13 protein-coding genes and 2 tRNA genes are annotated in these 14,810 nt (G+C 71.0%); 13 read left to right on the forward strand and 2 right to left on the reverse strand.

The window, feature by feature from the left end; translation table 11 throughout:
* Positions 1-5 precede the first annotated feature (5 nt).
* The 5 genes from gyrA (at position 6) to ACZ4VT_RS03115 (ending at position 5,206) form a co-directional block, all read left to right on the forward strand.
* Positions 6-2,621, forward strand: coding sequence for a DNA gyrase subunit A (gene gyrA / locus ACZ4VT_RS03095; RefSeq protein WP_467946074.1), 2,616 nt, complete (start codon positions 6-8; stop codon positions 2,619-2,621).
* A gap of 3 nt (positions 2,622-2,624) precedes the next feature.
* Positions 2,625-3,287 carry a DUF3566 domain-containing protein gene (locus ACZ4VT_RS03100; RefSeq protein WP_467946075.1) on the forward strand — a complete coding sequence of 221 codons (663 nt, stop codon included), beginning with the start codon at positions 2,625-2,627 and terminating at the stop codon, positions 3,285-3,287.
* A gap of 118 nt (positions 3,288-3,405) precedes the next feature.
* Positions 3,406-3,479, forward strand: a tRNA-Ile gene (locus tag ACZ4VT_RS03105).
* A gap of 144 nt (positions 3,480-3,623) precedes the next feature.
* The gene (locus ACZ4VT_RS03110; protein ID WP_208809277.1) at positions 3,624-3,758 is read left to right on the forward strand and encodes a DLW-39 family protein; all 135 of its coding nucleotides are present in this window, start codon (positions 3,624-3,626) and stop codon (positions 3,756-3,758) included.
* Positions 3,759-3,880: 122 nt separating this feature from the next.
* Positions 3,881-5,206, forward strand: a complete 1,326-nt coding sequence (locus tag ACZ4VT_RS03115; protein ID WP_467946421.1) for a hypothetical protein — start codon at positions 3,881-3,883, stop codon at positions 5,204-5,206.
* On the opposite strand, the gene ACZ4VT_RS03120 is transcribed toward ACZ4VT_RS03115, so the two are convergent.
* Positions 5,193-6,494, reverse strand: coding sequence for a serine/threonine-protein kinase (locus ACZ4VT_RS03120; protein ID WP_467946077.1), 1,302 nt, complete (start codon positions 6,492-6,494; stop codon positions 5,193-5,195). The two genes, ACZ4VT_RS03115 and ACZ4VT_RS03120, sit on opposite strands and share 14 nt — an antisense overlap.
* 42 nt (positions 6,495-6,536) lie before the next feature.
* Positions 6,537-7,085, reverse strand: a complete 549-nt coding sequence (locus tag ACZ4VT_RS03125; protein ID WP_030707692.1) for a helix-turn-helix domain-containing protein — start codon at positions 7,083-7,085, stop codon at positions 6,537-6,539.
* Between the two features lie 161 nt (positions 7,086-7,246).
* Between ACZ4VT_RS03125 and ACZ4VT_RS03130 the strand changes: the two genes are divergently transcribed.
* The 8 genes from ACZ4VT_RS03130 to ACZ4VT_RS03165 all read left to right on the forward strand — a co-directional run bounded on the left by ACZ4VT_RS03130 (position 7,247) and on the right by ACZ4VT_RS03165 (position 14,796).
* Positions 7,247-7,319, forward strand: a tRNA-Ala gene (locus ACZ4VT_RS03130).
* A gap of 173 nt (positions 7,320-7,492) precedes the next feature.
* Entirely contained in the window at positions 7,493-8,047 is a 555-nt protein-coding gene (locus ACZ4VT_RS03135; protein WP_467946078.1) for a methylated-DNA--[protein]-cysteine S-methyltransferase, read from the forward strand.
* Between the two features lie 54 nt (positions 8,048-8,101).
* Positions 8,102-8,893, forward strand: a complete 792-nt coding sequence (locus ACZ4VT_RS03140) for a 2OG-Fe(II) oxygenase (RefSeq protein WP_467946079.1) — start codon at positions 8,102-8,104, stop codon at positions 8,891-8,893.
* 250 nt (positions 8,894-9,143) lie between these two features.
* The gene (locus tag ACZ4VT_RS03145) at positions 9,144-10,229 is read left to right on the forward strand and encodes a 50S ribosomal protein L11 methyltransferase (RefSeq protein ID WP_467946081.1); all 1,086 of its coding nucleotides are present in this window, start codon (positions 9,144-9,146) and stop codon (positions 10,227-10,229) included.
* A 63-nt stretch (positions 10,230-10,292) separates the two neighbouring features.
* Positions 10,293-11,708 carry an iron-containing redox enzyme family protein gene (locus tag ACZ4VT_RS03150; protein WP_467946083.1) on the forward strand — a complete coding sequence of 472 codons (1,416 nt, stop codon included), beginning with the start codon at positions 10,293-10,295 and terminating at the stop codon, positions 11,706-11,708.
* The gene (locus ACZ4VT_RS03155; RefSeq protein WP_467946085.1) at positions 11,699-12,076 is read left to right on the forward strand and encodes a Rieske 2Fe-2S domain-containing protein; all 378 of its coding nucleotides are present in this window, start codon (positions 11,699-11,701) and stop codon (positions 12,074-12,076) included. The genes ACZ4VT_RS03150 and ACZ4VT_RS03155 overlap by 10 nt, the downstream gene beginning before the upstream one ends.
* Positions 12,077-12,220: 144 nt before the next feature.
* Positions 12,221-13,471: an ATP-grasp domain-containing protein gene (locus tag ACZ4VT_RS03160; RefSeq protein ID WP_467946087.1), complete on the forward strand. Its 1,251-nt coding sequence runs from the start codon at positions 12,221-12,223 to the stop codon at positions 13,469-13,471.
* Entirely contained in the window at positions 13,468-14,796 is a 1,329-nt protein-coding gene (locus ACZ4VT_RS03165; RefSeq protein WP_467946088.1) for an MFS transporter, read from the forward strand. Before ACZ4VT_RS03160 ends, ACZ4VT_RS03165 begins: the two co-directional genes overlap by 4 nt.
* Positions 14,797-14,810: the final 14 nt, after the last annotated feature.

Below are 14,810 nucleotides of genomic sequence, written 5' to 3' on the forward strand. Positions count from 1 at the left end.
CAGCAATGGCCGACGAAACCACCCCCACCGCAGAGAACGCCGAGAACGCCGCGGAGGAGCAGCCCGTGCTGCGCATCGAGCCCGTCGGGCTCGAGACGGAGATGCAGCGCTCCTACCTCGACTACGCGATGTCCGTCATCGTCTCGCGGGCCCTGCCGGACGTGCGCGACGGCCTCAAGCCGGTGCACCGCCGCGTGCTGTACGCGATGTACGACGGCGGCTACCGGCCCGAGAAGGGCTTCTACAAGTGCGCCCGCGTCGTCGGCGACGTCATGGGTACGTACCACCCGCACGGTGACAGCTCTATCTACGACGCCCTGGTCCGCCTGGCCCAGCCGTGGTCGATGCGCATGCCGCTGGTGGACAGCAACGGCAACTTCGGCTCGCCGGGCAACGACCCGGCGGCCGCGATGCGCTACACCGAGTGCAAGCTGATGCCGCAGGCCATGGAGATGCTCCGGGACATCGACGAGGAGACCGTCGACTTCCAGGACAACTACGACGGCCGCAACCAGGAGCCGACGGTCCTGCCGGCGCGCTTCCCGAACCTGCTGGTCAACGGCAGCGCCGGCATCGCGGTCGGCATGGCGACCAACATCCCGCCGCACAACCTGCGCGAGGTCGCGGCCGGTGCCCAGTGGGCGCTGGAGCACCCGGAGGCCTCGCACGAGGAGCTCCAGGACGCGCTCATCGAGCGGATCAAGGGCCCGGACTTCCCCTCGGGCGCCCTGGTCGTGGGCCGCAAGGGCATCGAGGAGGCGTACCGGACCGGTCGCGGCTCCATCACGATGCGCGCGGTGGTGGAGGTCGAGGAGATCCAGAACCGCCAGTGCCTGGTGGTCACGGAGCTCCCCTACCAGACCAACCCCGACAACCTCGCGCAGAAGATCGCGGACCTGGTGAAGGACGGCAAGGTCGGCGGCATCGCCGACGTCCGTGACGAGACCTCGTCGCGGACCGGCCAGCGCCTGGTGATCGTCCTGAAGCGGGACGCCGTCGCCAAGGTCGTGCTGAACAACCTCTACAAGCACACCGATCTGCAGACGAACTTCGGCGCGAACATGTTGGCGCTGGTGGACGGCGTGCCGCGCACGCTGTCGATCGACGCCTTCATCCGCCACTGGGTGACGCACCAGATCGAGGTCATCGTCCGGCGCACGAAGTTCCGCCTGCGCAAGGCGGAGGAGCGCGCGCACATCCTGCGCGGTCTGCTCAAGGCGCTGGACGCGATCGACGAGGTCATCGCGCTGATCCGGCGCAGCAACACGGTCGAGATCGCGCGCGAGGGCCTGATGGGCCTCCTGGAGATCGACGAGATCCAGGCGAACGCGATCCTGGAGATGCAGCTCCGCCGCCTCGCGGCACTGGAGCGGCAGAAGATCGTCGCCGAGCACGACGAGCTCCAGGCCAAGATCAACGAGTACAACGCGATCCTGGCCTCCGAGGAGCGCCAGCGCACGATCGTCAGCGAGGAACTGGCCGCGATCGTCGAGAAGTTCGGCGACGACAGGCGTTCCAAGCTGGTGCCCTTCGACGGTGACATGTCCATCGAGGACCTGATCGCCGAAGAGGACATCGTCGTCACCATCACGCACGGCGGCTACGTCAAGCGCACCAAGACCGAGGACTACCGCTCCCAGAAGCGCGGCGGCAAGGGCGTGCGCGGCACGAAGCTGAAGCAGGACGACCTGGTCGACCACTTCTTCGTCTCCACCACGCACCACTGGCTGCTGTTCTTCACGAACAAGGGCCGCGTCTACCGGTCCAAGGCGTACGAGCTCCCGGACGCCGGCCGTGACGCCCGCGGGCAGCACGTGGCGAACCTGCTGGCCTTCCAGCCGGACGAGAAGATCGCGCAGATCCTCGCCATCCGCGACTACGAGGCGGCGCCCTACCTGATCCTGGCCACCAAGGGCGGCCTGGTGAAGAAGACGGCGCTCAAGGACTACGACTCGCCCCGTTCGGGTGGTGTGATCGCCATCAACCTCCGGGAGACCGAGGACGGCAGCGATGACGAGCTGATCGGCGCGGAGCTGGTGTCCTCCGAGGACGACCTGCTGCTGATCAGCAAGAAGGCGCAGTCGATCCGCTTCACGGCGACCGACGACGCGCTGCGCCCGATGGGCCGCGCGACCTCGGGCGTGAAGGGCATGAGTTTCCGCGGAGGTGACGAACTGCTCTCCATGAGCGTTGTGAGGCCGGGTACGTTCGTCTTCACCGCGACCGACGGCGGCTACGCCAAGCGGACGCCGGTGGACGAGTACCGCGTCCAGGGTCGTGGCGGTCTGGGCATCAAGGCCGCGAAGATCGTGGAGGACCGCGGGTCGCTCGTAGGGGCGCTCGTGGTGGACGAAACGGACGAGATTCTCGCCATCACGCTCGGCGGTGGTGTGATTCGTACGCGCGTCAACGAAGTCAGGGAGACCGGCCGTGACACCATGGGCGTCCAGCTGATCAACCTGGGCAAGCGCGATGCCGTGGTCGGCATCGCCCGGAACGCCGAGGCCGGTCAGGAAGCTGACGAGGTCGAGGCCGACGAGAACGAGACCGAGGTGGCCGACGGACAGGCCGCCGAGGCCGCCGAGGGCACGCAGCCTTCGGCCGGGGAGCACGAGGAGTAAGTCGTGAGTGGAGCCACGGGCGCCGGACCGGCCAAGACTGGGGCGAACGGTGCCCGTGGCCCCGCCGCGGACTCCCAGGGTGGCGACGCCACCGCCGAGGGCAGGGGGATCGCCGTGACGGACACCCGAGGGCCGCAGCCGACGGCCGGCGCGGAAGCCGGCCAGGACCGGTCCGCGCCGCCGCCGTACCAGCCGCCGCAGGCCTACACGGCGCCCCCGGGCCCGGGCGCGCCGCGGGCGAACGGGGGAGCCGCCGCGCAGCGCAAGCCGCGTACGGCGGTCCGTACGGCGCCCAGGACGCGCAAGGCGCGGCTGCGGGTGGCCAAGGCCGACCCCTGGTCGGTGATGAAGGTCAGCTTCCTGCTGTCGATCGCGCTCGGCATCTGCACGATCGTGGCGGCGGCGGTGCTGTGGATGGTCATGGACGCGATGGGCGTCTTCTCGACCGTCGGCGGCACGATCAGCGAGGCGACCGGCTCGAACGAGAGCAACGGCTTCGACCTCCAGTCGTTCCTGTCGCTGCCGCGCGTGCTGACCTTCACGTCGGTGATCGCGGTGATCGACGTGGTGCTGGCGACGGCACTGGCGACGCTGGGCGCTTTCATCTACAACCTGTCGGCGGGCTTCGTCGGCGGTGTGGAGCTGACCCTCGCCGAGGACGAGTAGGGCCTTCGCCGAAGCGCCTGCAAGGGGTCGGATGACCTGCGCAGACGCCCCGTCGGAACGGATTTTGGCCTGACCGGGTCTGTGCGCTAATCTTCAGGAGTCAGCGCGCAGCGCGGATGGGGCTATAGCTCAGTTGGTTAGAGCGCATCCCTGATAAGGATGAGGCCACAGGTTCAAATCCTGTTAGCCCCACAGTGTCGAAGACCCCCAGGCCAAGGCCTGGGGGTCTTTGTCGTGGGGCCAGTTGCTGGGTCGGCAGGTCACCGATCGGTATCGGTCGGTGTGTATTGTTGGCTGCCAGAAGTCCCCTACGTCAACGAAAGACGAGGTCGCGCGGTGAAGAAGCTGCTCCTGGTCGCACTGGCCGCCATCGGCGGGCTCCTCGTGTACCGCCAGATCCAGGCGGACCGCGCCGAGCAGGACCTGTGGACGGAGGCAACCGACTCCGTGCCTTCTGGTTCCGGTGTGTGAGACCCAAGGCTGATCCCATGAAGCCCCGGCTGCCGCTGCGGCCGGGGCTTTGTGCTGTTCTGTGACGAAAACTTACGTTATGCAAAGATTTGGCTTGCGCTAGCAAACTCGGGGTGGACGTGATGGGTCGGGTGCGGACGACGGTGCGGCTGGGAGCCGTGGTGGGGGCGGCGGCCCTGGGCCTGACGGCCGGTCTGCCGGCGGCCGCCCGCGCCGAGGGGACGCAGCCGCAGCCGGTGCCGACGTACCGGGCCGCGGAGGGCGCCAGGGCGGTCGAGGGCAAGCCCTCCACCGCGGACGCCCCGCAGATCGAGCCCGGCAGCGTCTACAAGGACACGCTCGGCCCCGGGGAGCGCGTGTACCGGCTCGTCCTGGACAAGGACGACTCGAACGTCTACGTCTCCGCCGTGGTCCGGCCCGCGGCGGGCGCGAAGGTGTCCGGCGGCGACGGCATCGACGTGGAGATCATGACCACCGCCGGGAGCTCCTGCCGGGACAGCGTCGGCCGGGCGAACTTCGGCTACGACCCCTACCCCATCGGCGCGGCCGGCGTCCGGTGGGGCGGGGAGGACGAGGACTGCGCGCCCGCCGGCGTCTACTACGCCAAGATCACCCGTACGTCGGCCAAGGGCTACGACCAGAGCCCCTGGCCGCTGGAGATCAAGGTCCAGCGGGAACCGGGGCGCGGTGCGGGCGCCCCCACCACCGCGCCCAGCGGCTGGCCCTCCGGGGCCCCCGCCCTGCCCGGCACCGAGGCGGTGGGCCGCACCGGGGGCACCGGCTTCAACGACGCGCGCGCCCTCGGCGCCGGCGTGTGGCGCGACGAGATGCGGCCCGGCCAGACCCGCTACTACCGGGTCCCGCTGGACTGGGGACAGCAGCTGGGGGTCGGCGCCGAACTGGCCGCCGCCCGGATGACCAAGACCTACGGCTCCGCCTCGGGCGGGCTCACCGTCGCGCTCTACAGCCCGTACCGGGGCCTGATCTCCGACAAGGACGTCTCGTACGACGGCAAGCAGGCCGGGATCACCCTGGGGAAGACCCCTCCCGTCGTCTACGAGAACCGCTTCGCCGGCGACCGGACCGTGCGGTCCGTGGCCGTCGCGGGCTGGTACTACGTCGCGGTGACGATGGGCTCGAAGGTCGCCGACTTCACCGAGGACGCGGTGCCCGTGCCGCTGACCCTGCGGCTGGAGATCGGCGGCACCCCGGCCAAGGCGCCCGCGTACACGGGGAGTTTGGCCGCGGGCGGCTTCGGGGTGGGCGAGGAGGACCGGACCGCCGCCGAGGAGGGGCTGACCGCGCCGGAGGCCGCGCAGGCCGCCGACAGGCGTTCCGTGATGCGGGTCGTGGCCGGGGCCGGCTTCGGCACCGGGACCGCGCTGCTGCTCGTACTCGGCGGCTGGATGCTGCTCGGGCGGCGGAGGCGCGGTCCTACATCTGTGTGAGGGCCCAGACGCCGACGGCGAAGCAGAGCAGCGCCGCGGCGAGGAGCGAGGCCACGGCCCTGGCCGGGGGCGGGGCGAGGCCGCCGGCCGCCCGGACGGGCGGGGCGTCGGAGGCGAGCGTCGTCGGCACGGTCGCCGGTGAGGGCGGCGGCAGGTGGAAGCTGCCCGTCTCGGAGGGCCCGTACGCCGCCACCTGGGCCGGGACGGCCGGGTACGGGGTCGTCGGCGAGGCGGGAGCGGGGGCGGGAGGGGGAGCGGGAGCGGGAGCGGTCGCGGCCGTGGGCGCCGCCGTCGCCGCCGTACCGCGCGGATCGGTACGGACGGGATCCGCGGCCGCCGTCACGGAGGCCGGCGCGCCGAGCGGTACCACCCCGGCGGTGGGCGCCTGCGGGGTCACCGCGGCCGTGGCCACCGGCCCCTGCGGGCCGAAACCGGGCGGGAGCGGGCCGAGTTGGTCGAACACCTCCACCGGATCCTCGTCCGGGGCGGGCGGCGGCAGCAGCTCCACGGCCTCGGCAAGGGCCTTGCGCGCCCCTGTGGCCGTACGGAACCGGCTCTGGGGGTCCGGCTGCAGGAGACCGGCGAGGACGTCCCACAGCGGGGCGGGAACGCCCTCCGGGGCGCCCGGGGTGCCATGGGCCAGGAAGTGCTCCACGAGGCCCTGGGAGTCGGGCTTGGAGCCCTGGAGGAGGTACAGGGCGACCAGCCCGACGGCGAAGAGGTCGGCGGGGAAGTCGGGCTCGGCGCCCAGCAGTTGCTCGGGGGCGAAATAGCCCGGGGTGCCGACCACGTAGTTGGTCTCGGTCAGCCGGGGCTCGCCCTTGCGCATGGAGATGCCGAAGTCGGACAGCCGAAGGTGCGGCCGCCCGGTTCCGGTGGCCTCCATCAGGATGTTGGCCGGTTTGATGTCGCGGTGGACCACGCCTTCCGCGTGCACCGCGGCCAGCCCCGACAGGAGCTGGTCGAGCAGCAGGCACACGAAGCGGGGCGGCAGCGGGCCGTAGTCCCCGATCACGTGGCCGAGGGAGCCGCCGCCGACCAGGTCCATGGTGAAGAGGACCTTGTCGTCGTCGGCCGCCCAGCTGGCGGGAGCGAGCACGTGCGGGTGGTCGATCCGCAGGGCCTGTTCCCGCACGAAGCGCAGGAGGGTGTGGGCGTCGCTCTGCAGGAGGACCTTCGCGGCGACGTAGCGGCGACGGCGGTGGTCCCAGGCCCGCCACACGGCACCCGCGCCACCGCGCCCGATCGGATCGATCAGCTCGTACCGACCGGCGAAGATCTCACCCATCGCTGCGCCCGTCCCCCGTCACCGTCGTCCGCCCCCGTGCCGTCAGTTCTGGTGGGCCTCGTAGTGCGCGACCGCGTCGGCGGTGCGGCCCGCGCCGTACACACGGAGGAACTCTGCCAGTTCCGGGTGGCTGGGGGCGAGGGTGTTCGCCGCGTCGATGATGTCGCCGGCCGCGGAGACCGAGCGCAGCAGCGACTGGATCTCGCGGACGACCCGCTTGACCGTGGGTGCGCCGGAGCTGATGGTGGTCTGGCCGCTGTTGCTCAGGACGGATCCTCCCTGGGTCTTCTTGATCTCGTCCATCCGGTCGGTGGCCTCCCCGGCGCTGACGCTGCCGTCGGCCACCTGGCCGGCGAGATCCTGGAGGGCCTGGACGCGCTGCACCACGGCCGGGTTCCCGATCTTGGCACGCTGGCCGCTCATCAGCTGGGACAGCATGGGCGCCGACAGACCGAGCACGGCAGCGAGGCGGGCCTGGTTCAAGCCGAGGTCATCTATGAGCCGGCGGAAGAGCGCTCCCAGAGGCTCCCCGTACCAACTGCGCTGAAGCTCTCTGGCTCTGGCCGTGGCCTCTTGCTGTACTGCGTCCACTCTCACTACTCCCCTTCGCTGGTGCGAACCTCGCGAGCATCTTACGGAGAGTGGTCGCACGACGGGAGTCCCTATCATTTTGCGAGATGAGGGGGTACACCCGGTACTCTGTTCTGCGGAACGACCCCCTTCTCGCGTGGGACGGGTGCGTCCAGTTTCACGGGGCCTTAGCTCAGTTGGTAGAGCGCTGCCTTTGCAAGGCAGATGTCAGGAGTTCGAATCTCCTAGGCTCCACCTCATCAAAGGTCCCCTGACCTGCGGAAACGCTGGTCAGGGGGCCTTTTTGCGTTCCCGGTGGAGGCGCTGCGGACGGGCCCGGCGGCGGTGGTGCGCAGCGTTCCGCAACTGTTCGCACGGAGCCGGTGTTTCTACCCCACGACGACCGTGACGAACGAAGGAGTCGCGCCATGCCGACCACAAGCCCTGCCACCGGTGTCGCCACGGTGGCGTTCCACGCCACGCGCGTGGGGTCACTCGTGCTGGCCGCCACGGACGACGCGCTCGTCCTGTGCTGCTACGGCACGGCGGAGACCGCGGTGGAGCGGCTGGGCCGGGCCGGACTGGAGCCGGTGGAGCCGGGGGAGGCGGGGGCGCCGGGGCTCAAGGTGCTGGACGAGTCCCGGGTGCAGATCGACGAGTACCTGAGCGGCGCGCGCCGCGCATTCACCGTTCCGGTGGACCTGCGGCTGGCCACCCCGTTCAGCCGGCGTACCAATCTGCTGCTCCCCGAGTTCGTCCCGTACGGGCGGACCGCGACCTACGGGCAGCTGGCCGAGGCGCTCGACCGGCCCCGGGCCGCCCGCGCCGTGGGCACCGCGCTGGGCACGAATCCGCTGTGCGTGGTGCTGCCCTGCCACCGGATCATCGGCTCCACGGGGAGCCTCAGCGGGTACGCGGGAGGGCCGGAGGCCAAGCGCGATCTGCTCGCCCTCGAGGCGGCCGGGGTACCGTCCGCGCACTGACCCTCTCTCTGCCCCGCCCCTCCCCGCCCCTCCCTGCTACGGAAGGCAGAGCACGTGAGCGTTTACGAGCCCCCGCAGCTTCCGGGCTTCGGCCCGCCCGGTCCGGACTTCGCCCCGTACCCGCCGCAGGGCGCCCCGGTGACGGGTGACGCTCCGCCACTGGGGAACCTCGACTGGCGGGCACTGGCCGCCGAACTGGACGAGGAGGGGGTGGCGTTGACCCCGCCGCTGCTGACGGCCGGGCAGTGCGCGGACCTCCGGGAGCTCTTCGACGATCCGTCCGCGTTCCGCAGCACCGTGACGATGGCGCGGCACCGCTTCGGGGAGGGCCTCTACCGCTACTTCTCGCACCCGTTGCCCGAGCTCGTCCAGAACCTGCGGGAGCAGCTGTACCCGCCGCTCGCCCGGATCGCCAATGACTGGGCGCGGCGCCTGGGGCAGCCGGCCTTCGCCCCCGGGTTCGACGGACTGATCGCGGCGTGCGCGGCTGCCGGACAGCACCGTCCGACGCCGCTGCTGCTCCGGTACGAGCGGGGCGGCTACAACTGCCTGCACCAGGACGTCTACGGGGACCTGACCTTCCCGCTCCAGGTGGCGATCATGCTCGACCGCCCGGACGAGGACTTCACCGGCGGCGAGAGCGTGTTCGTCGAGCAGCGCCCGCGCGCCCAGTCCCGTCCGCTCGTCAGGAGGCCCGGACAGGGCCAGGGGATGATCTTCGCGGTCAGCCACCGCCCGGTGCGCTCGGTGCGCGGCTGGAGCCGGGTGACCCTGAGGCACGGGGTGAGTTCCGTGACCAGTGGGCAGCGTCACGTGCTCGGCGTCATCTTCCACGACGCCCGCTAGGGGCCGGATCAACCGGCGCCGGGACCCGGTTTCTGCCGCCTGCTTCCAGTGAACCGGCAGCACTGGCACGTTCGCAGGTCAACCCCTGCCCACCGGGCATCAATGCCTGGCAGAACCGCCGGTACGGCTGGAGGATCGCTGGAGTTTCGCACCACCGCCCTTCCGTACGGTCGACCTTGCGACGGCGCGGGGATCTTGCCGCCCGCTCGTGCACCACGGTTGATCGGGCGGTTCAACGGGAGGAGCGATCATGCAGCAGGTCAAGGGCGCGGAGGGCGCGACAACGAGGCAGGACCCCGGACCGGACGGTCCGGGTCCGGCGCCCACCAGCTCGCAGCACCGCCTGATCACGGCCTCGCTGCAGACGCTGGCGCAGCAGATGAACGAGATCGCCGAGCAGGCGTCCGCGCTGCTCACGACCCCGGCCGGCGGCGCGGCCACCGACTCCGAGGTGTTCGGGCGGATCGCCCGCAGAACCGTTCCCCGCTGGCACTTCGCGATGCTGAACGACGCCGGGCGCAACGAGGCCCTCGTCGGCGCGCTGGAGCGGGGCATACCGGCCGGGGCGACCGTCCTGGACATCGGCTCGGGGAGCGGGCTGCTGGCCATGGCCGCGGCGCGGGCCGGCGCGGGGCGCGTGATCACCTGCGAGATGAACCCGATGCTCGCGGAAGTCGCCCGGCAGGTCGTCGACGCCCACGGGTTCAGCGAGGTGATCACGGTGATCGGGAAGCCCTCCAACCTGCTGGAGATCGGCCCCGACCTCGACGGTCCGGTGGACGTGCTGATCTCGGAGATCGTCGACTGCGGTCTCATCGGCGAGGGACTCCTGCCGTCGATCCGCCACGCGCGCCGGCACCTGCTGAAACCCGACGGCATCATGCTCCCGTCCGCGGGCCGGCTCTACGGCCGGCTCGTCAGCAGTGAGGACATCCTGCGGCTCAACCAGGTGACGACGGCCGAGGGTTTCGACGTCTCGCTCATGAACGTGCTGGCCACCCGCGGTCACCTCCCGGTGCGGCTCAACACCTGGCCCCACCGGTTCCTGTCCGATGCCGCCGAGGTGCTGGCGTTCGACCTGGCCGAGGACACCCTGGAGCCGGGCGAGCGGCCGGTCGACCTCGTCGCGCGCGCCGACGGGGAGGCACACGCCCTGGTCGTCTGGTTCGAACTGGACATGGGGCACGGCACCACGCTGTGCAACTCCCCGGAGAACACCCGCTCGCACTGGATGCAGGGGTGGGTCCCCCTGGAGAAGCCGGTGCCGGTGAAGACGGGTGAGACGGTCCCCCTCCGCCTGCGCTGGAGCGACTTCTCCCTCAGCGCGCACATCTGACCCACCGGCCCGCCCACCAGGCACACGGCCGCACGTCTTGCGATCCGGACCAAGGAGCACGCAATGAGTCACGTACCCGAGCACATCCCGTTCGAGCTCAGCGGCGCCGCCCTGCGCGACGCCATCGTGCAGTACGCCACGAATCCGATCTTCCTCGACAACACGGACTGGCAGAACCACGACAATCCGTACCGGCGCCAGCTGCGGCCGCAGGTGCTGCCGCACCTCGACTTCGACAAGGTGCCGGGCCGGGAGAACATCCTCGATTACACGAGCCTGGCCGTGCAGCGCCTGCTCACCTCCATATACGAGGCCGACCTGGTGTTCTTCCCGAAGTCCGGGCTCAAGGGCAAGGAAGAGGACTTCCGGGCGTTCTACAGCCCGGCCAACCGCGCGCTCGGCGAGCGGGTCCGCCCCGCCCTGGAGCGGTACGCCTTCGGCTTCCTCGACGACGAGGTCGAGACCTCGGGGAAGTGGACCAAGGCCAGCCTCGACAGCTACCTGGACTCGCTCGACATGGACGGCGGCGAGGAGCGGACGCCCGTCGAGGAGGCCATCACCGGGTCGAGCGACCCCGAGCGGGCGGCGCGGATGTGGCTGGTGCAGTTCGCCGCCGACTTCCTCTCCGAGGCGTCGCCGATGATCCGCAACGTGCTCGGCTACTACGGTCCCGTCCAGTCCGAGTGGTTCAAGGTCGTCATCGACGAGTACGGCTACGGCGTGCACGACACCAAGCACAGCACGCTGTTCGAGCGGACGCTGGAGTCCGCCGGCCTCCGGGCCGACCTCCACCGGTACTGGCAGTACTACCTCAACAGCAGCCTGCTGCTGAACAATTACTTCCACTACCTCGGCAAGAACCACGAGCTGTTCTTCCGCTACGTGGGCGCGCTGTTCTACACGGAGAGCTCACTGGTCGACTTCTGCCGGCGCGCCGACCGGCTGCTGCACGGGGTCTTCGGCGACTCCGTCGACACCACGTACTTCACCGAGCACGTCCACATCGACCAGCACCACGGCCGCATGGCGCGCGAGAAGATCATCGCGCCGCTGATCGAGGCCCACGGTGAGGGGATCATCCCCGAGATCGTCCGGGGCATCGAGGAGTACCGCGTCCTCCTGGAGGTCGCCGACCAGGACTTCTGCGCACAGATCGGCTGGATGGACGACCAGCCGGAGCTCAAGAAGCTGCACGGTCCCGTCTACGAGGCCATCCGGGAGGGAAGGGTGGAGGCGCCGGTGGCTCACCTGGTCGAGCCCTTCAACGAGCTGTCGAACACCCACTGCCATGAGGGCGACGAGCTCTGCCACATCGTCTCGGGCACCATGCGCTTCGAGAGCGGGCTGGGCTCCTCGCTGACCCTGGAGGCCGGTGAGGGCGTGGTCATCCGGCGCAACCGGCTGCACGGTGCCGACATCCTGTCCGAGGAGTGCGTCTACGAGATCCACTCGGTGGGGGACTACCGCAAATGCCTGTAGTGACCTTCCCCGTCGCCGGGCGGGACAACTGTGTGGTCGTCGCGGGCACGTCGTACGTGTACGCGACGGTCGACGGCCGGGGCTTCGTGATGAACGCCGAGTGCCCGCACCGCGGCGGTCCGCTGCACCTGGCCGGCGTGACGCCGGACGCCTCCCGGATCGTCTGCCCCTGGCACGACCGGAAGACGTCCGCGGCGCGGCTGCGCGCCGAGATCCCGGCGGTCCGGGCCGGCGGCCGGGTCACCGCGGTCTTCCCCGACCGCCGGCCGGCCGTGCGGCCGGCGGTATCCGGCCGGCCGTGCGGTGTCACAAGCCGGGAGTACCGGCCGCTGTCGCCCGAACTCGCCCGCCCCGGCGCGGCCGTCTGACCCCCTTCCGGCCAAGCCCGCGGGAGGCTGCAACGCCCTGGGCCGGGCCGGTGTTCTACAGGTGATGGCGGGTGGGGTGCCGGGCCGTGAGGGGCACCGCACCGCACCCGCCGGACGCATGACGACGAACGAGGAGAGTGGACCATGGCGTGGGACGGGGAGAAGCCCCTTCTGCTGTTGATCGGGAGCAGTGGCCGGCGCAGCAGGGAGTTCATCCTGCGGACGGTGAGCCGGCGCTACGCGTTATGGCTCCTCCAGCCCGCACCGGTGAGCTGGGAGGACCCGTACGTGGCGGGCAGCACGGTCGTCGACAACACCGACCCGCACGCCTTGGTCGAGGCGGCCCGGCAGGTGGCCGCCGCGCACGAGGTGGCCGGGGTGTTCTGCTACGACGAGGGACTGGTCACGCCCGCCGCCCACGTGGCGCGGGCGCTCGGGCTGCCGGGCAACTCCCCCGAGGCGGTGACCGCCTGCCGGGACAAGAACGCCACCCGGATCGCGCTGGACGAGGCCCGGGTCCCGCAGCCGGTCTCGATCGGTGTCCGCTCGCTGAGCGAGGCGCGGGCCGCGGCGGAGAAGATCGGCTTCCCCGTCGTGGTGAAGCCGCGCGGCCTGGCCGGCGGGATGGGCGTGCGCAGGGCGGACGGACCCGAGGACATGGAGAACGCCTACCGGGCGGCCTCCGGCGCCTCCTACCCCGGAGTGCCGGTCTTCGACGTGTCGGTCCTGGTGGAGGAGTACGCCGACGGCCCGGAGATCAGCGTCGACGCGGTCTTCTTCGACGGCGCGTGCGTGCCGCTCGTCGTGGCCCGCAAGCAGGTCGGCCTGGCGCCGTTCTTCGAGGAGACGGGCCACGAGGTCGACGGGGCCGACCCGCTGCTGACCGACCCCGAGCTGCTGGAGGCCCTGCGCGCCGCGCACTCCGCGCTCGGCTTCCACACGGGCGTCAGCCACACCGAGTTCCGCATCACCGCCGGCGGTCTGCGCCTGATGGAGGTCAACGCCCGCCTCGGCGGCGACATGATCCCGTATCTCGGTGAGCTGGCCACCGGGGTCGACGTCGCGATGGCGGCGGCCGACACGGCCGCGGGCCGTACGCCGGACACCGCGGCGCGGCACCGCAAGGCCGCCGCGATCGCGTTCCTCTACCCCGACGAGGACGTCGAGATCGGCGCCGTGACCGTCCACGAGGACCGCTTCGGTCCCGATGTGCACAGCGCCGAGGCCATGGTCGATCCCGGTGCGGTGCTGCGCCTGCCGCCCCGCGGCTACATCTCCCGTTACGCCCGCGTGATCGCCCTGTCCGACTCCGTCGAGCAGGCGCGCGCCGCGCTGCTGCGCGCCCCGGAGATCGTGGAAGTCGCCTCGCGGCCGGTGGGGGTGCCGGCTCCGTGAGCACCACCGGACAAGGCTCCCCGGAGGGGCAGAAGGCCGTCCGGCCTTCCGTCACCGAGACACTGAGGGGGATCCCCGGCCCGATCTGGCTGGTCCTGGTCGGCATGCTGATCAACCGCCTGGGCACCTTCCTCCAGATCTACCTGGTGCTCTACCTCACCGACAAGGGCTTCAGCACCTCCGCGGCCGCCTTCGCGCTCGGCGCGTACGGGGTGGGCTCGGTCGTCGGCGTCCTGGTCGGCGGTTCGGTCTCGGACCGGATCGGATACGCGCGGACCATCGTCGGTTCCATGGCCTTCGCCAGCCTGCTCACCCTCAGCCTGGTCTACCTGGACACCCTGCCCCTGGTGATCGCGGTGGCCGCGGTGATCGGCGTGGTGGCCCAGGCCTACCGGCCCGCCTCCTCGGCACTGCTGGTGGAGGCCACCCCCGAGGAACACCACGTGATGGTGTTCGCCGTCTACCGGATGGCGTTCAACCTCGGCACCACCGCGGGACCGCTGATCGGCGCCCTGCTCATCACGTACTCGTACAACCTGATGTTCTACGCCGAGGCAGGGGCGCAGGCGGGCTTCGCCCTGCTCGCGCTGGTCCTGGTCCGCACCGGCACGACCGCAACTTCCGCCGGGCCGAAGCCGCAGGAGGGCAGCCGGTCGTACGCGGCCGTGCTGCGGGACAAGCGGTACCTGCTCTTCCTGCTGGCGCTGTTCCTCAACGCCGTCGTCTACATCCAGCACACCTCCGCCCTGCCGCTCCAGCTCAAGGCCGACGGCCACGGTCCGACCTTCTACTCGGTCCTGCTGTCGATGAACGCGGCCATGGTCATCTGCCTGGAGCTGCTGTTCACCAAGTACGTGCAGCACCTCCCGGCCCGGTTCGCGGTCGCCCTGGGCATCGGGCTGGTCGGCGTCGGCATGAACCTGTACGTGGCCGGCCCCGGCATGGCCATGTTCGTCGTCGCGACCGTGGTGTGGACGATCGGCGAGATCGTCGGCACCCCGACCGCCTCCGCCTGGCCCGGCAAGGTCGCCCCCGCGCACCTGCGGGGCCGGTACATCGCCGCGTGCGCGTTCCCCATGCAGATCGGCTACGCCGTCGGCCCGGTGATCGGCATCGCCGCCTGGCAGGCCTCGGCGGCCTCCGTGTGGTGGCTGTGCGGCGGCCTGACCGCGGTGGCGGTCGTCGCCACCCTCTTCGGCATGGCCGAACCCCCGGCGGCCGGGAAGGAAGCGGCCGCCGAGCCCGCTCCGGCCGACGCCCGTCCCGCCGAACCGACCGCGGCGACCCCCGGGCCGGCCGCACCGGCCACCGCGGAAACCCCCTGAGCACCTCCCTGCCC

Source organism: Streptomyces sp. NPDC029164 (genome assembly GCF_055563995.1).